Origin of the sequence: Caballeronia sp. ATUFL_F1_KS39, assembly GCF_023630985.1 — a bacterium.
Taxonomy (GTDB): Bacteria; Pseudomonadota; Gammaproteobacteria; order Burkholderiales; family Burkholderiaceae; genus Caballeronia; species Caballeronia zhejiangensis.
The window spans coordinates 24566-46115 of record NZ_JALQDZ010000036.1 but is presented as its reverse complement, the minus strand read 5'-3'; the positions used below and the strand labels follow the sequence as shown (position 1 = coordinate 46115).

The following is a 21550-nucleotide window of genomic DNA, read 5'->3' as shown; positions in this document are numbered from 1 at the left end:
CCCTTCGAATGTCATCCGCGAGCGGGGCGACGCGGCGCGGCTTCTCGCTGATTGCGCAGCCTGCTATGACGTATGCCGTAGCCGAAGTAAATGACGACGCCGATCGCCATCCAGACGATGAGCCGTATCCACGTATCGGCGGGCAGGCCGGACATCAGAAAGAGCGATGACAACGCGCCGAGCGGCGCGACCACATACACCGCGGGCGTCTTGAATGCGCGTTCGAGATTCGGCTGCGTGATGCGCAACACGAGCACGCCGATGCACACCACCATGAACGCGAACAGCGTGCCGATGCTCACGAGTTCACCGACGAGACCGATGGGCAACAGTCCCGCAAGAATCATCACGATGATGCCGGTGATGATGGTCGTGATATAGGGCGTGTGAAAGCGCGGGTGAATCTTCGATGCGAACGGTGGCAAGAGTCCGTCCTTCGCCATCGAATAGAAGATGCGCGGCTGCGACAGCAACAGCACGAGAATCACCGACGTCAGACCGAAAATCGCGCCCAGTTTCACGATGGGCGAAAGCCAGCGCATGCCGATCGCATCGACGCCGACTGCGATCGGGTCCGACACGTTCAGCTTGTCGTAAGACACGATGCCGGTGAGTACGTACGAAACGAGCACGTAGAGAATGGTGCAGATCGTGAGCGAACCGAGAAGGCCGATCGGCATGTCGCGTCGCGGATTGCGCGTCTCCTGCGCGACGCACGATACCGAATCGAAACCGATATAGGCAAAGAACACGACGGCCGCGCCACGCAACACGCCGCTCATGCCGAACACGCCCGACTCGCCGGTATTCGGCGGTATGAACGCGCCGGTCGGATTTTGCGGAGTGACCCAGTGGTTCGTATCGACATAGGCGATGCCCGCCGCGATGAACGCGAGCACGATCAGCACCTTGATGACGACGATGAAGCTGTTCACACGCGCCGACTCGCGTATGCCGATAACCAGAAGAATCGTGATGAGCCCGACGATCACCATCGCGGGCACGTTGAGGATCGCGCCGACATGACTCCAGCCGTGACCGGGATCGTAAGCGAAAGGCGCTTTCGCAAGCTGTTCGGGTATGTCGATGCCGATCGAATGCAGAAAGCTCACGACATAACCCGACCATCCGATCGCGACGGTCGTTGCGCCGACCGCGTATTCGAGTATCAGATCCCAGCCGATGAGCCACGCAATCAGTTCGCCCATCGTCGCATAAGCGTAGGTGTACGCGCTCCCCGATACGGGCACGGTGGAAGCCATCTCAGCATAACACAGGCCAGCGAGCGCACAAACGATTGCGCCGAGCACGAAAGAGATGATGATCGCGGGGCCGGCGTTGGTGGCGGCCGCGTGGCCCGTCAGCACGAAAATCCCCGCGCCGATGATGCAGCCGATGCCGAGCAACACGACATCGAGCGCGGTGAGCGAACGCTTCAGCGCGTGGCCGCCGTGTTCCTGAAGCACTTCCTCGCTTTCGGCCGCTTCGCTTTGCAACGCAGCAACGGACTTTCTTTGCATGACGGTCACGATCGCCTCCTTATGCGGCGGCAGCGTGGCCACGCCGGGTGGCGCGGCGAATTCTGTCGCCTGTTCGACTGCGCGATGATCCAGGTGCCTGCGGCCTTGCACTTGCACGTTCGGTCTGACGTATGTGTCTCGTGATAGCAGATTTCGCCGGCGAATTCGAGCGCGGCGCCGTGCGAAACGCGAGCAACGGACATTTACGAAATATGCTTATTCACGGCGTCGCGGGTACGGAGCAGGAAACGTGCCGCTGGCTATATCCGCCGTGGCTCGTGCGGCGCGACGCATGACCACACGACGCCAGCGGTCATCAATTGCCGATGCATCGCGCACTATAATCACATTCACGATTGCAATCCTTAACCCGGAACCGTTCTTATGCATATGGAACGTTCACCGGCCTTTTCCTCACGTGGAGATTTGATATGGCTATACGCATTGGTGATGAAGCCCCCGATTTCACGGCAGAGACGACCGAAGGCACGATTCGCTTTCACGAGTGGATCGGCGACAAATGGGCAATCCTGTTCTCGCATCCGAAGGACTTCACGCCGGTTTGCACGACCGAGCTCGGTTATATGGCCAAGCTCAAGCCCGAGTTCGACAAGCGCAATACGAAGGTGATCGGCCTCTCGATCGACCCGGTGACGAATCACTCGCAGTGGGCGAAGGACATCGAGGAAACGCAGGGCACGGCGGTCAACTATCCGATGATCGGCGACGCGGATCTCAACGTCGCGAAGCTCTACGACATGATCCATCCGAACGCGAGCGGCGCGAATCCGCGCACGGCGAACGACAACGCGACGATCCGCGCGGTGTTCATCGTCGGTCCGGACAAGAAGGTGAAGGCCACGTTCACGTATCCGATGAGCGCGGGCCGCAACTTCGACGAAGTGCTGCGCCTGCTCGACGCGCTGCAACTGAACGCGAAGCACACGGTCGCGACGCCGGTGAACTGGAAGCCGGGCGATGACGTCATCATTCCGACGTCCGTCTCGGATGAAGACGCGAAGAAGAAGTATCCCGAAGGCTTCAAGACGCTGAAGCCCTATCTGCGCACGGTCGCGCAGCCGAAGTAAGACACGGCGCTTCCGGGCGTCTCAGGCGCCGGCCCGCGAAATGCGGACCGGCGCTTTTCATTTCGCTCAGTTATGCCCCGTGCGTCGCTCGGGCGACGTTTCGACTTCGCCGGGCCTGCGCAGCATCTTGTCCACTTCGCCCGCGTGCAGTTCCTCGACCTGGATCATCTGCCGCGCGTATTCCTCCAGCGCGACGGAACGGTCTTCGACGAGCGAGAGCAACTCGCGATAATGACCGAGCGCGACGTTTTCCGATTGCAGCGATTCGCGCAGGATCGTCGCGATGTCGAACGTGTGATTGTCGAGCAGCGGGCCTATTTCAAGCGACGGATACGCGCCGAGCGTCGTGATCCATTCGCCGGCCTGATGCGCGTGCAGCAGGGATTCATCGGCCTGCGCGCGCAGCCACGAGACGATGGGAATGCGTCCGAAGCCGAAGACGAGAAACGAATAGTGCGTGTAACGCACGACACCCGCCAGTTCGGATTCGAGAATCTTGTTCAGGACGCCGACGACCCTTTCCTTTTCGAGCTCTGCCATTCTTGCCTCCGTTTTTCAACGCCGCGCATGCACAGGCATGACTCATTGTAGTCACGCGCGCGGCGCATGCGAGGCGAAAGTGCGGCGTCCGGGCGCGCAAGATGCGCTCCCGGCGGGCCATGAAGGCGATGCGGGCGGCCTGCCCGCCGCTGCATCCGAATGGTGATTCAGAACCGGCTTCAGGCGATTTCTTCGATCCAGAGCGAGGCAGTGCGCGACAGCACTTGCGACATGGCCGCTCGCGCGCCGTCGCCGTCGGCGGTTTCGATCGCGCGCACGAGCCTGCCGTAATCGCCGAGCTGCGAATCGGGCACGCGCGGCAGCGCATGGGGCTGATTGCGCAGCGCCGCCTTCATGGTGCGGATGCCGACGCGCACGACGCTGCCCATCTGCCGTAGCACTTCATCGCCGCTTGCATCGACGACGGCGGCCTGCAGCGCCTCTTCGGCGGCGGACTGCAAGGGTTCGGACGGGCTCGCATGCAGGAGCCGCTGATAGGCCGCGTTGATGGCGATGCGCTGATGCCGGTTCGCACGCGTCGCGGCGAGCGCGGCGGCAGGCGGATCGACGAGCGCGCGAAATTCCATCAGCCTGCGGATGCAGTCGGGATCGTGCAGCGCACGCATGCGCCACTCGGCGACTTCCGGGTCCATGATAAGCCATTCTCGTGCAGGCTTGATGCGCGTCCCCGTCTTGGGCCGCACGTCGAGCATGCGGCGCGAGATGAGAATGCTCAACGCCTCTCGCATGATGGTCCGGCTCACACCGTGCTTCTTCGAAAGAATGACTTGTGGCGGAAGCACGTTGTCCTGGTATTCGCCGCTCACGATGCCCGCGACGAGTTGATTCACCACGCGCTTGACGAGCGATGCTTCATATCCATGATTCATGTTTTTGTTCTCGTGATAACGCCCGCGCCTGCGGCTTCGAGCTGCTCGTCGCCGAGCGGCAAGGCCAGCGCTTGTCTAAGTTCACGGCGCCTCGGTGCGCCGCACGGTCGACCGCTCGCGCGATGCGCTTGCCCGGCACGCCGTGTATTTGGTCCCCCGGATTTGACTACTCGATGCGGCCTTGGCCGCACACCCCGCAGCGGTCGGCATTGTTTGGACAGCATCGTCGATCCGCTGAAAGAAGCGTATTGTGCGTGGCCCGTTTTAACAATATGGTGAGCCGCGAATTCGACTGACTATGGTGCGTCCGACCACAAAATCGCGTGGACACGGGCAGATGCGCGAATCCATGCGAAGTCCGCAAGCGTTTGCGCAACATCCGTGACGTAACGGACCGTCCGCAGCCATGTGTTACCTTTTCGAGCCACAGTTCAACATCGCAACGGGAGAAGCGAAACATGAAAGTCGCCGTCATGGGTGCGGGCGCGGTCGGTTGTTATTACGGCGGCATGCTCGCGCGCGCGAGTCACGAGGTCGTGCTGATCGCGCGGCCGCAGCATGTCGAGGCGGTCGAACGCGACGGCTTGCGGCTCGACACCCAGCATTTCGACGAACGGGTACACGTCGCCGCGAGCACCGATGCGAGCGCCGTGAAGGGCGCGCAACTCGTGCTCTTCTGCGTGAAGTCCACGGACACCGAAAGCGCCGCGAAGGCACTCGCGCCTTATCTCGAACACGATGCGCTGCTGCTGTCGCTGCAAAACGGCGTCGAGAATGCGGAGCGCCTGCGCGAACTGTTGCCGCAAGAGGCGGCGGCCGCTGTCGTGTACGTCGCGACGGAAATGGCGGGGCCGGGGCACGTGAAGCACAACGGACGCGGTGAACTCGTGATCGAGCCATCGACGAAGAGCGAAGGCGTTGCGCGTGCGCTCGTGGCGGCGGGCGTGCCGACCGAAATCTCCGACAACGTGCGCGGCGCGCTATGGGCGAAGCTCGTGCTGAATTGCGCCTACAACGCGCTGTCCGCGATCACGCAGTTGCCTTATGGAAAGCTCGTGCAGGGCGAGGGCATTACACGCACGATGCGCGATGTCGTCGACGAATGCCTTGCGGTCGCGAAAGCGGACAACGTGACGATTCCCGGCGATGTCGATGCCGCCGTGCGCCGTATCGCCGAGACGATGCCGAATCAGTTCTCGTCGACGGCGCAGGATCTCGCGCGCGGCAAGAAGAGCGAGATCGATCATCTGAACGGGCTGATCGTGCGGCGTGGCGAAGCGCTCGGCGTGCCGACGCCGGCGAATCGCGTGCTGCATGCGCTCGTCAAGGCAATCGAGAGCAAGGGTTCGTAGGCGCGTTTTAGACGGACGACGGTCGTTGCCGGGCACGGGCGATGCTGAGTATGAAGCACGCACAGAAATCACCGTGCGCAGGCCAACATACCGGAGGTTCACCATGAAATCGTTCGTCAAAGCCGTGGCCGTCGCCGCTGTAGTGGTGGCGCCGGCGCTTTCATTCGCGCAAACCGATTCGTCGCTTACGCGGGGTCAGGTGAAGGAAGATCTGAGGCAGGTCGAAGCAGCGGGCTACGATCCGTCGCGCTCGGACCAGACTTCGTATCCGTCGGATATCCAGCGCGCCGAGCGCCGCGCATCGGGGCAGAACAATGCCTATAACGCCGATATGAATTCCTACGGCGGCGCACCCAGCGGCCGCTCGGCTGCAGGCATGCGCGCGATGCCGCGGATGGACAACGACGGCACCAAGCCCCTTTATTTCGGTCATTGATGCTGCGAGGGGCCGGGTTCTGCGTGTTCGACGCAACGGCGTTACCATCGATTCTTCCGTTCGCTATGGTGCGTTCGTTCGCAGGAAGACACTCATGGATAAAGCCGTCAAGATTCCCGGTCCCGATCATCCGATCACGATCGAGCGCAGTCCGTCGCGCGTGCTGGTCAAAGCGGGCGGACGGGTGATCGCCGATACGACCGAAGCGCTTTCATTGCGCGAGGCATCGTATCCCGAGGTGCTATATGTGCCGCGCAAGGACGTGGACATGTCGCAACTCGAACGCACGTCGCACACGACATACTGCCCTTACAAGGGTGAGTGCAGCTATTACAGTATCCCTTCAGGTGGACAAAAGTCGGCCAACGCGGTGTGGTCGTATGAGTCTCCTTATGAGGCTGTTGCGTCGATAAAAGATCATCTCGCGTTCTATCGAGATCGCGTGGATTCGATCGAAACCCGCGAAGCGTAATGCTCAATCGAGAAACGATCTGGCGCGATGTTTGAGCATCGCGCTGAAGTCGTCCAGCCAGCCGATCGAAAGACGCCAGCTCTGCCAGTAGAGATCGACGTCGAAGCGCGCACCCGGCGACACTTCCACCAGGTCGCCGTTTTCGACGTGTTGCGCGACGAGCCGTTGCGGACACATTCCCCACGCCAGCCCCGACGTGCACGCGCGCACGAAGCCCTCGCCATGCGGCACGACATGCGCGGGCGGTTCGATCTCCGCGCGGCTCATGCGTTTGATGAAGCGCTTCTGCAATTCATCCTTTTCGTTGAAATTGACGCAGGGCGCGCGGCGCAACGCATCGCGCGTGAGGCCATCGGCGAAATAGCGCGCGAAGTACGCGGGCGAACATACCGCGCGATAACGCATGCGTCCGAGCTTCATCGAACGCCAGCCGGGAACGGGCTCGGCTTGCGTGGTGATCGCGCCTTGCACATCGCCTTCGCGGATGCGTTGCGCCGTGTGATCCTGATCGTCGACGACGACATCGAGCAGCAGTTCACGTTCGATGCAAAAGTCCGCCGCGGCGTCGATGAACCATGTGCTCATGCTGTCGTCGTTCACCGCGATGCGCAATTTCGCGCGCCGCCCGCTCTGCGCGCCCGGCAAGGCTGGCATGTGCCCGCCGAGTTCGGCTTCGAGCAATTGCACGCGTTCGGTGTGGCGGCACAAGAGCGCGGCGGAAGCGGTTGCTTCGCATGGTTGGCCGCGCTTGACGAGCAGGGCGCCCACGCGCTCTTCAAGGAGCTTCACGCGCTGCGAGACGGCCGAAGGCGTGACGTTCAGTTCGCGCGCCGCACGCTCGAAAGAACCGGTGCGCACGACGGAAAGCAGCGAATCGAGGAGAGCGTAGTCGAGCATTAGCGTTCCTTAATCGGAATTAGAAAGTTTAGCTGTGTGAATGTACATCAGACGCGCAAACTAGAGCCTTCTTCCATTCCGATCAAGCGACGCGATGCAACCGAACCCGTTCAAACTCGAACGCTATTTCTCGCAGCACGAATTCACCGCGCGCCATCTGTTGTGCACTTCCGATCCCGAATCGATGTCGATCGGCGAACTGCTTGCATATGAACCGGACTCGATCGACGGTCTGCGCGATACCTGGCTCGGTTATACGGAATATCCCGGCGCACCCGCGCTGCGGCGCGAACTGGCGACGCTGTACGAGAACATCGATGCTGACGAGATCATCGTGCACACGGGCGCTCAGGAAGCGATCTATTCGTTCATGAACACGATGCTCGCGCCAGGCGATCACATGATCGTGCATATGCCGGGCTATCAGTCGCATTACACGGTGGCCGAGGCGCTGGGCGTGAGCGTTGCGCCGTGGAAGGCGCGGGAAGAAGCGGGCTGGTCGCTCGATCCGGCGGAGCTCGAAACGCTCGTCACGCCGGCCACACGCGCGCTCGTGATGTGCGTGCCGCACAATCCGACCGGTTATCTGCCGTCGCGCGACGTGTTCGATGCGATCGTCGCGTTCGCGCGCAAGCATGGACTATGGCTATTCAGCGACGAGGTGTATCGCGGGCTCGAACATGATCGCGCGGATCGTCTGCCCGCCGCATGCGATGTGTACGAGCGCGCGATTTCACTCGGTGCGCTCTCGAAGACGCACGGGCTCGCCGGCCTGCGCCTCGGCTGGATCGCGACGAAGAGCGCGCAAGTGCTCGAACGCATGAGCACGTTCAAGGACTATCTCACCATCAGCAACAGCGCGCCGAGCGAGTATCTGTCGGCGATTGCAGTGCGCCACACTGATGCGCTTATCGAACGCAATGTTTCGATCATCCGCGCGAATCTGGGCGTGCTAGACGCCTTCTTCGCGCGCCATGCGGATCGTTTCGAGTGGCATCGTCCGCGCGCGGGCACGATCGGTTTCGTGCGGTTGAAGCGCGAAGGCGCCGAGCGGTTCTGCGCAGAACTGCTCGAACGCACGGGCGTGCTCCTCTTGCCCTCGACGCTGGTCGATCACGGCGACGAGCATGTGCGCCTCGGTTTCGGCAGGCGCAACATGCCCGATGTGCTCGCGATCGTCGATGCCTATTTGGATGCGACCGTCACGAGCACCGCGTCCTGACGATAGGCGTCCGGAAACATCTGCTTCAGGTTCGCCACTTTCGGCAGATCGTTGATCGCGATATAAGGGCTTTCCGGATGCTCCGTCAGATAGTTCTGGTGATAGCCTTCGGCCGGATAGAAGCCCTTGTAGTCTTCGATCTTCGTGACGATCTTGCCGCCATACACATGCGCCTTGTCGAGCTGCGCGATATACGCATTGGCGATCTCGCGCTGCGCTGCGTTCGTCGGGAATACGGCCGAGCGATATTGCGTGCCGTGATCGGGGCCTTGATAGTTCAGTTGCGTCGGATTGTGCGCGACCGAAAAGAAGATCTGCAGCAGCTTGCCGTACGACACCTGCGCCGGGTCATACGTGATCCGCACCGATTCCGCATGACCGGTATCGCCTTCGCTCACGCGATCGTATTGCGCCGTGCCGGCCGCGCCGCCCGCATAGCCCGACAGCGCTTCCTTCACGCCGCGAACGTGCTGAAACACGCCTTGCACGCCCCAGAAGCAGCCGCCCGCGAATACGGCCGTTTCCGTATGCACGGCCGTCGCGCTTTCGTCATGCGCGGGCGGCGGAATCTTCACGGCTTCCTCGCTCGAATGCGCGACGCGCTGCAGTGCGAACGCGCCCGCGAACAATACGGCCACGCTGACGGCCTTGAATGTCATGCTGTTGGTCCTGAACATGTCTGCTCCTCAAGAAGTCGCATTCAACCGAACGTGAAGGCATACGCTTCGACGCCGGGGTCGAGAAATTCGATGGTGAACGTGCGGTCGGCGACGGGGCCCGCCTGCCGCACCAACTGATAGAGGCGCTGTTCGGTCACGGTGCCGCTTCCGTCCGCCTGAATGTCGCTGCCATGCGATGCGCCCGGCGCCGCGCCATCGATGCTCACGCGAAAGCGCACCGGCTTGCCATCTTTCGACGGCCCGAGCACGAGATGCAGATCGCGCGCATGAAAGCGATACACGATGCGCCCCGTCGCGCCTTCGAGCGTCGCGTGCTCGGCGCCGACCTTCCACGCGCCCGCGAGTCCCCAGTCGTTGACGTCGAGGGCGTTGGGCGCGGCATAGTCGTGAATGCGATCCTGCGTTTCGCCGCCCGGCGACATGAACTGCTGCGCGCGTTCGTAACCGATATACGTTTCAGGCGAACGCATGTCCGCGTTGTCGGCCTGCATCATCGCGCCCTGACCGATGTCGTTATCGTCATACTTCGCGCTCATCGCCATGGCAGGCGCGGCGCCGTGACCCGCTTCGGCAAGCAGTTGCTGAATCACCTGCTCCGAGTGCGCATAATCGCCTTCGCCGAAGTGGTGATAGCGGATATCCCCCTTGGCGTCGATGAAATAATGCGCCGGCCAGTACTGATTATTCAACGCGCGCCAGATCGCGAAGTTGTTGTCGATCGCAACGGGATAATCGATACCGAGATCGTGAACCGCCTTCTTCACGTTATCGACGTTGCGCTCGAATGCGAACTCCGGTGCATGCACGCCGATCACGACAAGCCCCTGATCGTGATACTTCTGCGCCCACGTCTTCACATACGGCAACGTGCGCAGGCAGTTGATGCACGAGTACGTCCATACATCGACGAGCACGACCTTGCCACGCAACGCTTCCTTTGTAAGCGGCGGCGAGTTGAGCCATTGCACCGCGCCATCGAGCGAAGGCAGCGTGCCTTCCACGGGCAGCGGCGCGGGGTTCGGCGACTTCGGCGGCTCGGTGCTCGCGCGCATCATCGCGGGTCCGTTGTTATCGACGTTCGCCGGGTTCGCGGACATCATCATCGCGCCCTGGTTCTTGTTCGAGAGCTTGTCGACGAGCTGTTGTTCGATGCCCGAGGTCGCGACCGTCGATACACGAGCGAGCACGCCGGTGTCCAGCCCGAGCCCGATCGCGACAACGCCGAGCAGCATCGCCCCGCCGATGCCGCGCCGCACCCATTCGCCTGCGCCGAGCGAGCGCTTCATCGCGGCGAACACGCGTCCGCCGATCAGCAAGGCAACCGCAAGCGAGGTCGCCGCGCCCGCTGCATACGCGAGCAGGAGCAGAGTCGTGCCGACGCTCGCGCCGTTGAGCGCTGCGCCCGTCAACACAAGTCCGAGAATCGGGCCTGCGCAGGGCGCCCACAGAAGACCGGTCGCGATGCCGAGCATGAACGATCCGCCGAAGCTCGGCTTGCCGTCGCCGCGTTGCGCGAATGCGGTGAGACGATTGCCCGCGCTCACGAGCGGATGCATCACGCGCTCGGCGAGACTCGGCAACAGCAGTGTGAGGCCGAACACTGCGAGCAGGACGATGGCCGCCCAGCGACCGTATTGATTGGCCTGCGTGACCCAGCCGCCACCGACGGCCGCGAGCGTCGCGACGACGGCGAAAGTCAGGCCCATGCCCGCGAGCAACGGCAAGCCGCTTTTCACGAACGGCTGATCCGCGCGCGCGAACACGAAGGGAAGCACCGGCAGGATGCACGGACTGAGAATCGTCAGCGCGCCGCCGAGATAGGCAAGAACGATGAGCAGCATGATGGTATCGGGTGGTCGAGGTTGATCGGAGTGCTGGCGCGATTCAGGCTGCGCCGGGCGTGAAGTTCATCGCGACGCCGTTCATGCAGTAGCGCAGGCCCGTGGGCTTCGGACCGTCGTCGAAGACGTGGCCCAGATGACCGCCGCAGCGCCGGCAATGCACTTCGGTACGCACGACGCCGAACGAGCCGTCGATGCGCGTCGCGACCGCATGATCGAGCGGCGCCCAGAAACTGGGCCAGCCGGTATGACTGTCGAACTTGGTGCGCGAGGAGAACACCGCCAGCTTGCAACCCGCGCAACTGAACGTGCCTCCGCGATGCTCGTCGTTGAGCGGGCTCGTATAAGGGCGTTCGGTGCCTTCGCGGCGTAATACGTCGAATTGCACCGGATCGAGTAGACGATGCCATTCATCGTCGCTATGGACGATTTCGAAGCTTTCCTGCGTCTTCGGATCGGCCGCGAGCGCGCGAAAGCGTCCGCCCAGTGCGAACGCTGCGGCGGCGGCCGCGGTGCCTGTGAGGAGAAAGCGGCGGCGGGTTTGCATGATGCGTGCCTCGGGTTCGAGTGGTGTAGCGGCATCGTATTCGCGCGCGCATCCCCGAGTCCTCACCGAAAGTTAAATTAAATGTGATACTTGGCCGCGCGCTTTTCTGCACAATGGCACAGACGCTCGTCCATTGTTCTGCGGATTGGGCGCGCGTGTTTTTCTCTGCCGATAACATTCCTCATGGATCATCCGAAACGCATTCTGATTGTCGAAGACGACATGCATATCGCCGATGTGCTGAGTCTCAACCTGCGCGACGAACGCTACGAAGTCGTGCATAGCGCCGATGGCGCCGAAGGGCTGCGCCTGCTCGAACAGGGCGGATGGGATGCGCTGATTCTGGATCTGATGCTGCCCGGCGTCGACGGCCTCGAAATCTGCCGGCGTGCGCGCGCGATGACACGCTATACGCCGATCATCATCACGAGCGCGCGTTCGAGCGAGGTGCATCGCATTCTCGGCCTCGAACTCGGCGCGGACGACTATCTTGCGAAGCCGTTCTCGGTGCTCGAACTCGTCGCGCGCGTGAAGGCGCTGCTGCGCCGCGTCGATGCGGTCGCGAAGGACTCGCGGCTGGAGACGGGGCGCATCGAAGTGGCGGGCATCGCGATCGATCCGCTCGCGCGCGAAGCATGGGTGGATGGCGCGCGCATCGAACTCACGCCGCGCGAGTTCGATCTGCTTTATCACTTCGCGCGTCATCCGGGCAAGGTGTTCTCGCGCATGGACCTGCTCAATGCGGTGTGGGGTTATCGGCATGAAGGTTATGAGCACACGGTCAATACGCATATCAATCGTTTGCGCGCGAAAGTAGAGAAAGATGCAGCCGATCCGAAGCGCATTCTCACGGTATGGGGCCACGGCTATAAGCTCGCGGCGCAATCGCCTGACGGCAAGGATGGCGCGCCGTGAAGCTCACCTTATCGCAACGGCTCTTCGCGGTGTTCTGCGTGCTGTTGCTCGCGTGCTGCGGCGCATCGGCGTGGCTGCAGATTCGCGCGAGCGATCTGCGCGAGAAGGAAGTCATTCAGAGTCTTTCGCGCGGGCTTGCGGCGCATATCGCGCGTGACGGCGCGCTCGCCGATGCCAACGACATCGATGCGCCCGCCGTGCGCCGGCTCTTCAGTCAGTTGATGGTGGTGAACCCGAGCGTCGAAGTCTATCTGCTCGATAACACGGGGCGCGTGCGTGCCGACGATGCGCCGCCCGGACATCTCAAGCGCGATCATGTCGATCTCGCGCCGGTGCGGCAGTTCCTCGACGGCGCCGTGTTGCCGATTCTCGGTGACGATCCGCGCAGCGAGGGCAACCGCAAAGTCTTCAGCGCAGCGCCGCTCGCCGCGCCCGGCAAGCCGCCGTTCGGCTATGTCTATGTCGTGCTGCTCGGCGAGGAGCACGATGCGCTGGCTGCGAAGGCATCGGCGAGCGCGGTGTTGCGCACCACGCTCGCGTCGATGGGCCTCGTCACATTGCTCGGGCTCGTCGCGGGCCTGGTTGCATTCGGGCTCGTTACGCGGCCGCTGCGCCGCCTCACCGAAGCAATGCGCAAGTTCGACGCGCGTGGCGCGCCAGCAGAACCGCCGGCGCTCGCGCGCATCGACACGCCCGATGCGCGGGCGAACGAACGCGACGAGATCGTCGTGCTCGAAAGCGCGTTCGCGCAGATGGCGGAACGCATCGGCGAGCAGTGGCGCGCGCTGGGTCAGCAGGATCGCGAGCGTCGCGAGATGGTCGCGAACATCTCGCACGATTTGCGCACGCCGCTGTCATCGCTGCATGGTTATCTCGAGACGCTGTCGCTCAAGTCCGACACGCTGCCGGATACCGATCGGCGTCGTTATCTGTCGATCGCGCTTGCACAGAGCGCGAAGGTGGGTCATCTCGCGCAGTCATTGTTCGAACTGGCGAAACTCGAACACGGCATGGTCGCGCCCGAAGCCGAGGCGTTCTCTCTCGCCGATCTGGTGCAGGACGTATTCGAAAAGTTCGAACTGCCCGCGCAATCGCGGGGCGTGCGCCTGAATGCCCAGATCGCGCCACGCTTGCCGAACGTAACGGCGGATCTCGGCATGATCGAGCGCGTGTTCACGAATCTGCTCGATAACGCGATCCGTCATACGCCTGCGCAAGGCGTCGTCGACGTGACACTTGCACTTGCGCGCGAACAATCTGACAGAGTGGAAGTCACGATCAGCGATACGGGTACGGGCATTCCGCCGGAAATGCGCAAGGCGCTTTTCATGCGTCCGTTCGCTTCGGGCGGCGCGCATCGCGGCGGGCTAGGGCTGCTCATCGTACAACGCATGCTGCAATTGCACGGCAGCCAGATTCGCCTGATCGATTCGAAAGACACGGGCACCACGTTTCACTTCGATCTGCCCGTCGCCATTACGCAGACCGGCAATGGCGCGCCGCAAGTGCGCGGAGGGCGCGGTTAAAAAGAAGCCCGGCATTTCTGCCGGGCTGAATGGGATGGTCGTCGCCTGCGCCTGATCGCGCTGTTGGATTGCGCGTGCGGCGTTGCCCGGCCTGACCATCCGCGTGGACGTTTTCGTGAAAACCGATACGAAGCAAATTGCAAGGGGCACTATCTTGCCCGTTTGATGACGTTTTAGTCTCTCAGACTTAAACCAATCTTAAGAAGTGTGCCGCGTGTGAAGTGCGCGTCGAGCGGCGCAGGTGAAACGGCGCGTAATCTGCGTGGCGTCTTTGCTTAAGCAAGTTATATGGTTTCTTTAGAGGCTCCTCTTCATTGCATTGCGAATCGATCGGCCGATATGGCCGCAGGCGACGATGGAAAAAAATGCCGAACGACAGCCGCGCGAAAGCGCGGAACGTTCTTTCATGTGGAATCTTTCCTTGGTTTCCTGCAATATGTTTGCTAGCATGTAATCGAGTCGCAGCCGCCGCGCATGGTTGCTGGTCAAAAGTTACGGCGCTGTGGCGTGGCAATCAATAAGACCCGCCGAGGTCAATATTAAGCGAAAGCGCACACAAGTCGCGCCGAGTCGCTCGTGTCAGAAGGTTCCCGCGAGTCCACTGCTGCATCATGCAGCGGTGCGGATTCGTGCGCAATGCTATATGTGCATTGTGAAAGGTCTAATAAGCATAGACGTTTATCGCATTTCGTGTTCTTCGCTATATGAGTTCTTTCTTTCAGCGTGGGAAATAGAAACATGCGAATTATTAAAACGTGCTCAACTGAATCTTCATAGACAGGTTTCTTCGACCTGGCCGCATTGCATGACGCTTTCGGCGATGCGCGCAAGGCGATTTGGCGCAATGGCGAGCGTTGCGCATATCTTCTGGCGTTGCAGGTGATTTTCCAGGCAACCGCATGCCGTCTTCGAAATCCGAATGACGGTGGAATGTCACACTCATACGATCCGCGCACCTTGCGGGAGGAAACGTGGAAACGGAACTCAGTCAACGGCTTGCGAAAGTGTTATGGCGGTGTGCATCGCACGGACAAGTGCTGACTTATCAGCGCTTTCATGCGCTATGCGACAAGGGGGTGCCACTGCCGCAGCGTTATGCCGCGCTCGAATCCGCAATCAAGGCACTCGGGGATGTGCACGACATCGACTACGGCGTGCTCATGGCGCTCGACAGCGGCTTGCCCGGCGCCGAGTTTTTCCAGCGCTACCTGCGTCATCGTCACGGTGAATACGTGATGCAGATGGGTGACCCGAAATATCATCGACAGACGCTTGCACGCAAGCGCACGCTCGTCGCGCGCGAACGCGATCGCGTGTATGCACACGCCCGGATGGTCGAGGAGGAGCGGGCGAGACAGGCGGCATGATTTCGCCTCACGCTTCGACTTCTTTCGCGTCATCAAGGCCAGCCTTCGCCAGCACCCAGTCACAGAAACATTTCACTTTTTCGACATCACGTTCGTTGGCGCGATAAGAGAGAAAGTGCGTCTCCCTTGCGAGCGGCGCGAACACACCCGCGCCCAACTCGATCAGATCGCCGCGCGCAAGCTCGCGCTCGGCGAGGCGCGTCGTTTCCAGCGCGACGCCCATGCCATCCACCGCCGCGGATATCGCGAGCGCCGCACGGTCGAACGAAGGCCGCGGCCCGCGTGGCATGTCGAGCCCATTGAGCTCGAACCAGCCGGGCCACGTCACACGGCTGAGTTGCGAGTCGATCAGCGTCATCCTCGCAATGTGCTCCGGCGCTGGCACGCCTTCCTGCAACAAGGACGGAGAACACATCGGGATGATGCGCTCCGTGCCCAGTGCGCGCGAGACGACACCGGCACGTTCGTGTGCGAAGCCATATGAAATGGCAACGTCGACTTCGCGGGCGCGTGCGAGATCGGCGGGCTCGGCGTCCGACGACAGACGTATCGTCACGTTCGGATGGGTCTGCATGAATTCGGGCAGACGCGGCCCGAGCCATTTCACGGCGAAGCTCGGCGCGCAATGAACGGCGAGCACTTGCGCGAGCGGATCGAGCGTGACTTCGGCGCATGCGGCTTCGATGACATCGAACACGCGTCCGAGACTTTCATGCAGGCGACGGCCTTCGGACGTCGTCTCCACGCGCCGGTTGCGCCGATGAAAGAGCGGCCTGCCGAAATACTGCTCGAGTTCCTTGACCTGATGACTGATCGCCGATTGCGTGAGATGAAGCTCGCTTGCGGCAAGCGTGAAGCTTTCCAGACGCGCGGCTGCTTCGAATGCGCGCAGGAGTACGAAGTTCGGAATGCGCCTCATGGAAACACCTTATGCATGAGAGCCTGTCATGGATGGATGAACAGGCATCGTTTGTCTTTCTGGTTTGAGGTGACGAACATGTGAGCGATCCAGACGCATGACATAACCAGGAGACAAAGCATGAGTTCCCACAGTCCGGTTGCGTATCTGACAGGCGATGAATCGTCGACGTATGCGAAAGTGACATGGCGTCTGCTGCCATTTCTCTTCGTGTGCTATCTGTGCGCGTATCTCGATCGCATCAACGTGAGCTTCGCGAAGTTGCAGATGCTCAATGATCTGCATTTCAGCGACGCCGTCTACGGTGCGGGCGCGGGCGTGTTTTTCGTCGGCTATCTGCTGTTCGAGGTGCCGAGCAATCTCATTCTGTTGCGCGTGGGCGCACGTCGCTGGATCGCGCGCATCATGGTGACGTGGGGCGTGATCTCTGCCGGCATGATGTTCGTCACGACGCCGACGAGCTTCTACATCATGCGCTTCATGCTCGGCGTGGCCGAAGCAGGCTTCATTCCGGCGATCCTGCTGTATCTCACGTACTGGTTTCCCGCTTCGCGCCGAAGCAAAGTAACCGCGCTCTTCATGACGGGCATTCCGATGTCCGGCGTCGTTGGCGGGCCGCTGTCCGGCTGGATCATGACGCATATGGGCGGCGCGCACGGCATCGCGGGATGGCAATGGCTCTTCCTGCTCGAAGGCCTTCCGACGGCCGTTCTGGGCGTGGTCGCGTACTTCTATCTCGACGACAAGGTCGCCGATGCGAAGTGGCTCAACGACTCGCAAAAAGCAATGCTCGAAGCCAATCTGCGCGACGAAGAGCCGGCGCATGCGCTGCATTCGGTAAAGGATGGATTGTTGCATCCGAAAGTACTGCTGCTGTCCGTGACGTACTTTTTCTTCACGATGGGGCTCTACGGCGTGAGCTTTTGGCTGCCGACGCTCGTCAAGGCGAGCGGCGTGACCGATCCGCTCGATATCGGCCTGCTCTCGGCGATTCCCTATGCCGCGGGCGCCATTGCAATGCTCGCGGTCGGCCATAGCTCGGACAAGCGTGGCGAGCGACGCTGGCATCTTGCGGGCGCGGGTTTCGTCGGCGCGCTCGGCCTTTTTATGAGCGTGATGTACGCGCACTCCACGTTCTTCGGCATGATCGGTCTCACGCTCGCGACGATGGGCGTAGTCACGACCATCTCGCAGTTCTGGGTTCTGCCGCCCGCGATTCTCAGCGGCGGCGCTGCAGCCGCGGGCCTTGCGCTTGCGAATTCCGTGGGCAGCATCTCGGGCGTCGTGAGTCCCTGGCTCATCGGCGTGATCCAGACGCAGTCGGGTTCGACGGGCAGCGGCGTGCTCGGTCTCGCGGCGAGTTGCGTGATCGGCAGCCTGCTCGTGTTCGCGGTGCCCGCCGCGCTCGTGAACAGCCGCCGTCGCAGCGACTGACTCGCGCACGCCAAGCGAAACGGCCCCTTGAAACAGGGGCTTTCGCCGTCGATGCAACTCGCAACCCGTGCGTGAGATCACGTTGCTTCCGATTCCCGTTCGCGTTGCTCGCTCAGCACGACGCCGAGCCGTTCGACGAGGTTTCTTCGCGCGTTGGCGGTATGCAGATCGGTAAGTTCGGCGGCACGGTGGCCGTTGCCTTCCGCGATGGCCGCCGCGATGGCAGCATGTTCGTCCCAGATCGATTTGCGTTGTCCCGATGCCTGCAGCACGGCGCCCATCACGCGGCGCAGATGAACCCAGTGCGTCTGCGCGGTCTCGGCGATCAACGGATTGCCCGATGCCACGTAGATCGCGTTATGAAAGGCCATGTCGGCATCGATCATCGCCTTGACATCGTCGCTCTTCGACGCGCGCCTGCCATTGGTGATGATCGCCTTGTCGATCTTCGCGCCGCGTTCGGCGGCGAGACGCGCAGCGAGCGAATCCAGCGCGCCGCGAATCTCATAGAGATGACTGATCCATGCGGGGTCGAGCGGCGTGACGAGGAGACCGCGTCCGGGCGCATCGACGACAAGACCGTCTTTCTTCAGCAGACGCAGCGCCTGCAGGACGGGTGAGCGCGAAACCGCAAGCTGTTCGGCGATCTCTTCCTGCGTGATGCGCGTGCCGGGCGCGAGCGAACCCGAACTGATGGCGTCGAGCAGAACTTTGTAGACCTCGTCGACATAGTCGGTGCGGGCCTGGAGCTTGAGAAGTTTGGCGGGCATGATTCGAGCGTAAGTTCTGGATACAGAATACGGCAAGGGTACAGCGGGCCGGCCTTACGCGTCAACGCAACGTTATCGCGTGCCTGTTTTCATTCACGTTTACCCATAGAGACAACGCCGATCCACATCGCTAATCTCTGTATACAGAGTTCGGAGTTCGGAAGGCAGAATTCAGGTCTCAGGCATCGATCGATTCAACCCCACTCGAAACAGGATTTCCCATGACCATCAAATCGGACAAGCTGGAAGGGCATCAGAGCAGCGGCGGCGCGGCCGCGACAGTCAAGAAGCTCGTGCCCTACGGCGGTTACTACGTGAACAAGGTGCCGGGCCACGATCCGGAACTGACGGAGACGGGCCCCGGGACGCCGATGGGTGAATACATGCGCGCCTTCTGGCATCCGGTCTGCATGTCGATGGAGCTGACCGACACGCCGCGCTTTCTGAAGATCCTCAACGAAGAACTGGTGGCATTCCGCGACGGCAGCGGGCGTGTGGGTCTGCTGCACGCGCATTGCGCGCATCGCGGCGCATCGCTCGAATACGGCGCGATTCAAGAGCGCGGCATCATGTGCTGTTATCACGGCATGGTGTTCGACGTGGACGGCGCGTGCCTGCATGTGCCGTTTCCGAAGGGCGAAGAGAAAGAGGCCGAAAAGTACGCGTGTTCCATTCGGCAGGGTGCGTATAAGGCAGTCGAGCGTCACGGTCTCGTGTTCGCTTACATGGGACCGCCGGAAAACGAGCCGCCGTTTCCGGAGTGGGAAGGCGACTACACCGTGATGCCCGGCGACGAACTCGTGCCCTACAGCAACTTCCAGCATTGCAACTGGTTGCAGGTTCAGGACAACGCCGCCGATAACTTTCATCCGACCGCATTGCATGCCGCGAAGAACGTGGTGAAAGGGCAGTTCCAGGGCACGACGTTCGACGAAGTCGGCGCAGCGTCGATGGAAGTCGCGCCCGACATGCATTTTCAGCCGGTCCAACAAGGCCGCAGTCTGGCGTGCGCGGGCGCGCGCCGCGTGAACAAGGACCGCTTGTTCGTGCGCGTGCAGCATCAAGTGCTGCCAAATCTGAGCCTGCATGCCTATACATCGGAAGATGGTTCGAAGAAGAAGCTCTTCAGCCGCTTTCATATCATCCGATGGACGGTTCCGGTCGACGACCAAAACAGCAAGATGATCGGCTGGCGCGTCATGGGCCCCGGCATCGATACGCGCGGTATCGGCAAGAAGGAACTGGTGGGCTATGAGTCGATCGACTTCCTCGACGGCCAGGTCGCGATGCGTCGTCCCGAGCGCTTCGCCGAATACACGATCGAGGACATCGTGCCGATTCCGCCCAATCATCGTGAGCGTGCGAACTACAAGCAGGCGCAATACGCGCCCGGCGACTACGAAGCCATCATCAGCCAACGGCCAATCGCGGTGCATGCGCTCGAGAATCCGACCAAGTTCGACGCGGGCCTGTTCCTGTTCCGCAAGATGCTGCGCGACGCGTTGCGCGGTTCGAATCCGGCCGCGTCGGCGCAAAACTTCGCGGAATGGTTTCGTGAGAACGCGGGCGCGCCGAATAGCTTCTGCTCGGGCAATGTGTTCGAGATCCCCGAAGGCGAAACCGTCGAAGAAGAAGTCATGCGCCGTCGCAAGGTGACGAAGCAGATCGTTGCGATCCTTGCGGAAAGCGAAAAGCTGAAGGGTGATGCACGTACCGCATTCGTACGCGAACGCTTCGAGGAACTCGAACTCGCGATGAAGCAATAAGCCGGCCGACGCGAGGGCGCACGGCGCTCTCGCGATGCGGGATCATCGATTCGAGGAAGTCGACCATGTCAACACAATCCATCTCGACCGACGCGCAGAGTCAGACCTTGAATCTGCTCGTGCGTCAGGTCCGCTTCGAAGGCCGAGGCATCAATTCATACGAACTCATCGATCCCGACGGTGCGCCATTGCCGCCTTTCACGGCGGGCGCGCATATCGACATTCATCTCGAGGGCGGCGTCGTGCGGCAGTATTCGATCAGCAATGCGCCACGCGAGCGGCATCGCTATGTGATCGCCGTATTGCGCGATGAACGCGGGCGCGGCGGTTCGAAGGCGCTTCACGAGCAATTGCGCGTGCAGGACATCGTGCGTGTAAGCCGGCCGCGCAATAACTTTCATCTCGTCGACGGCGCGCGCCGCGTGTTGCTGATCGCGGGCGGGATAGGCATCACACCATTGAAGGCGATGGCGCATGAACTCGACGATGCCGGTATCGAATACGAAATGCATTACTGCGCGAAAGATGCGGGCAGCGCAGCGTTCGCCGAGGAATTCGAGCTCATGCGCGCAAGCGGGCGTCTGCATTTTCATTTCGATGGCGGCGATCCATCGGCGGGCCTCGATATCGGGGACTTGCTGAATGCGCCCGGCGAAGGCGAGCACGTCTATTACTGCGGTCCAGGCGGCTTCATGCAAGCGTGCGCGGATGCGGCGCGGCACTGGCCGTCCGGAACGGTGCATTTCGAGCACTTCAAGGCACCTGAGCGCAACGCTGGCGAGCAGGCCGCCAACGATGCGAACGACAGCTTCATCGTGCGTATCGCGAGCACAGGACAGGAAATCGAAGTGACGAAGGACGAGAGCATTGCCGATGCACTGGCGAGAGCGGGCGTGTTCATCGACACATCATGCTGCGCGGGCTTGTGCGGTACGTGCAAGGTGCGTTATCTCGAAGGAGACGTCGAGCACAACGACTGCATCATGAGCGAAGAAGAAAAGACCGACTTTCTGACCGCGTGCGTGTCGCGTGCGACGAGCAAGGTACTCGTATTGGATCTCTGATAGAGAATCGATCTTCCAAAAAGTCATATAGGCAGGCGAGGGGACTCGTCTGCGGCCGATCTGACGTTATGCCGACGAACCTTGCATAAAGAAATGAGCGGTAGCTCACACAAGCTATGTCTTATGCGCCAATAGGTAGCTCATTCGCACCTATTCGCCGGTGCAAGCCGTGTTACGAAGAGGACGCTTAATATAATCGTCTCAATACCTCGCGATCCCGCATTCGGCGGGACGTTGACGGCCAGGCATTGCAAGAACGGGACGACGAGTCATCGATCCTTGCGCGCCACCAAAGACGAGGACG

Annotated in this window: 21 protein-coding genes; 12 read left to right on the top strand and 9 right to left on the bottom strand. The window is 61.5% G+C overall.

What is annotated here, in order from left to right:
* Nucleotides 1-11: 11 nt before the first annotated feature.
* A complete protein-coding gene (locus NCR93_RS17370) occupies nucleotides 12-1520 on the bottom strand; it encodes an amino acid permease (protein WP_175979570.1) in 1509 nt (502 codons plus the stop codon).
* Nucleotides 1521-1951: 431 nt separating this feature from the next.
* On the opposite strand from NCR93_RS17370, the gene NCR93_RS17365 reads away from it, so the two are divergent.
* Nucleotides 1952-2608 (top strand): peroxiredoxin, encoded by a 657-nt coding sequence (locus NCR93_RS17365; protein WP_008353285.1) that lies wholly within the window; start codon nucleotides 1952-1954, stop codon nucleotides 2606-2608.
* Nucleotides 2609-2674: 66 nt separating this feature from the next.
* On the opposite strand, the gene NCR93_RS17360 is transcribed toward NCR93_RS17365, so the two are convergent.
* Complete coding sequence (locus NCR93_RS17360; protein ID WP_175979372.1) at nucleotides 2675-3148, bottom strand: ferritin-like domain-containing protein; 474 nt, start codon at nucleotides 3146-3148, stop codon at nucleotides 2675-2677.
* Between the two features lie 37 nt (nucleotides 3149-3185).
* Between NCR93_RS17360 and NCR93_RS31930 the strand changes: the two genes are divergently transcribed.
* Nucleotides 3186-3314, top strand: coding sequence for a hypothetical protein (locus tag NCR93_RS31930; RefSeq protein ID WP_268811586.1), 129 nt, complete (start codon nucleotides 3186-3188; stop codon nucleotides 3312-3314).
* 13 nt (nucleotides 3315-3327) lie between these two features.
* Here NCR93_RS31930 and NCR93_RS17355 read toward each other — a convergent pair whose 3' ends face one another.
* Nucleotides 3328-4038: a FadR/GntR family transcriptional regulator gene (locus NCR93_RS17355; RefSeq protein ID WP_175979371.1), complete on the bottom strand. Its 711-nt coding sequence runs from the start codon at nucleotides 4036-4038 to the stop codon at nucleotides 3328-3330.
* 458 nt (nucleotides 4039-4496) lie between these two features.
* On the opposite strand from NCR93_RS17355, the gene NCR93_RS17350 reads away from it, so the two are divergent.
* From NCR93_RS17350 to NCR93_RS17340, 3 genes are all read left to right on the top strand, one after another.
* Nucleotides 4497-5390, top strand: a complete 894-nt coding sequence (locus tag NCR93_RS17350) for a ketopantoate reductase family protein (protein WP_175979370.1) — start codon at nucleotides 4497-4499, stop codon at nucleotides 5388-5390.
* A gap of 103 nt (nucleotides 5391-5493) precedes the next feature.
* On the top strand, nucleotides 5494-5826 hold the full coding sequence (locus tag NCR93_RS17345; RefSeq protein ID WP_175979369.1) for a DUF4148 domain-containing protein: 333 nt from the start codon (nucleotides 5494-5496) through the stop codon (nucleotides 5824-5826).
* Nucleotides 5827-5920: 94 nt separating this feature from the next.
* Nucleotides 5921-6298, top strand: a complete 378-nt coding sequence (locus NCR93_RS17340; RefSeq protein ID WP_175979368.1) for a DUF427 domain-containing protein — start codon at nucleotides 5921-5923, stop codon at nucleotides 6296-6298.
* A gap of 3 nt (nucleotides 6299-6301) precedes the next feature.
* On the opposite strand, the gene NCR93_RS17335 is transcribed toward NCR93_RS17340, so the two are convergent.
* Nucleotides 6302-7195 (bottom strand): LysR family transcriptional regulator ArgP, encoded by an 894-nt coding sequence (locus NCR93_RS17335; RefSeq protein ID WP_250532266.1) that lies wholly within the window; start codon nucleotides 7193-7195, stop codon nucleotides 6302-6304.
* 94 nt (nucleotides 7196-7289) lie between these two features.
* Between NCR93_RS17335 and NCR93_RS17330 the strand changes: the two genes are divergently transcribed.
* Entirely contained in the window at nucleotides 7290-8417 is a 1128-nt protein-coding gene (locus NCR93_RS17330; RefSeq protein ID WP_175979366.1) for an aminotransferase class I/II-fold pyridoxal phosphate-dependent enzyme, read from the top strand.
* Here NCR93_RS17330 and msrA read toward each other — a convergent pair.
* The 3 genes from msrA to msrB are packed head-to-tail and all read right to left on the bottom strand — an operon-like array spanning nucleotide 8381 to nucleotide 11485.
* On the bottom strand, nucleotides 8381-9076 hold the full coding sequence (gene msrA, locus NCR93_RS17325) for a peptide-methionine (S)-S-oxide reductase MsrA (protein WP_175979569.1): 696 nt from the start codon (nucleotides 9074-9076) through the stop codon (nucleotides 8381-8383). The genes NCR93_RS17330 and msrA overlap by 37 nt on opposite strands.
* Nucleotides 9077-9117: 41 nt before the next feature.
* A complete protein-coding gene (locus tag NCR93_RS17320; RefSeq protein ID WP_250532265.1) occupies nucleotides 9118-10938 on the bottom strand; it encodes a cytochrome c biogenesis protein DipZ in 1821 nt (606 codons plus the stop codon).
* Nucleotides 10939-10981: 43 nt separating this feature from the next.
* Nucleotides 10982-11485 (bottom strand): peptide-methionine (R)-S-oxide reductase MsrB, encoded by a 504-nt coding sequence (msrB, locus tag NCR93_RS17315; RefSeq protein WP_175979364.1) that lies wholly within the window; start codon nucleotides 11483-11485, stop codon nucleotides 10982-10984.
* Between the two features lie 183 nt (nucleotides 11486-11668).
* Between msrB and NCR93_RS17310 the strand changes: the two genes are divergently transcribed.
* The 3 genes from NCR93_RS17310 (at nucleotide 11669) to NCR93_RS17300 (ending at nucleotide 15293) form a co-directional block, all read left to right on the top strand.
* Nucleotides 11669-12400, top strand: coding sequence for a response regulator transcription factor (locus tag NCR93_RS17310; RefSeq protein ID WP_175979363.1), 732 nt, complete (start codon nucleotides 11669-11671; stop codon nucleotides 12398-12400).
* Nucleotides 12397-13926, top strand: coding sequence for a sensor histidine kinase (locus NCR93_RS17305; RefSeq protein WP_175979362.1), 1530 nt, complete (start codon nucleotides 12397-12399; stop codon nucleotides 13924-13926). Before NCR93_RS17310 ends, NCR93_RS17305 begins: the two co-directional genes overlap by 4 nt.
* A 1034-nt stretch (nucleotides 13927-14960) precedes the next feature.
* A complete protein-coding gene (locus NCR93_RS17300) occupies nucleotides 14961-15293 on the top strand; it encodes a hypothetical protein (protein ID WP_008353299.1) in 333 nt (110 codons plus the stop codon).
* Between the two features lie 7 nt (nucleotides 15294-15300).
* On the opposite strand, the gene NCR93_RS17295 is transcribed toward NCR93_RS17300, so the two are convergent.
* Complete coding sequence (locus NCR93_RS17295) at nucleotides 15301-16212, bottom strand: LysR substrate-binding domain-containing protein (protein WP_175979361.1); 912 nt, start codon at nucleotides 16210-16212, stop codon at nucleotides 15301-15303.
* Between the two features lie 120 nt (nucleotides 16213-16332).
* Here NCR93_RS17295 and NCR93_RS17290 point away from each other — a divergent pair, with 120 nt between their 5' ends.
* A complete protein-coding gene (locus tag NCR93_RS17290) occupies nucleotides 16333-17646 on the top strand; it encodes an MFS transporter (RefSeq protein WP_175979360.1) in 1314 nt (437 codons plus the stop codon).
* Between the two features lie 77 nt (nucleotides 17647-17723).
* Here the strand turns inward: NCR93_RS17290 and NCR93_RS17285 are convergent, their stop codons facing one another.
* Complete coding sequence (locus tag NCR93_RS17285) at nucleotides 17724-18416, bottom strand: GntR family transcriptional regulator (protein ID WP_008353303.1); 693 nt, start codon at nucleotides 18414-18416, stop codon at nucleotides 17724-17726.
* Nucleotides 18417-18637: 221 nt separating this feature from the next.
* On the opposite strand from NCR93_RS17285, the gene NCR93_RS17280 reads away from it, so the two are divergent.
* The gene (locus NCR93_RS17280; RefSeq protein WP_175979359.1) at nucleotides 18638-20182 is read left to right on the top strand and encodes a Rieske 2Fe-2S domain-containing protein; all 1545 of its coding nucleotides are present in this window, start codon (nucleotides 18638-18640) and stop codon (nucleotides 20180-20182) included.
* Between the two features lie 65 nt (nucleotides 20183-20247).
* Nucleotides 20248-21246, top strand: a complete 999-nt coding sequence (locus tag NCR93_RS17275) for a PDR/VanB family oxidoreductase (RefSeq protein WP_175979358.1) — start codon at nucleotides 20248-20250, stop codon at nucleotides 21244-21246.
* The last annotated feature ends 304 nt before the right edge of the window (nucleotides 21247-21550 follow it).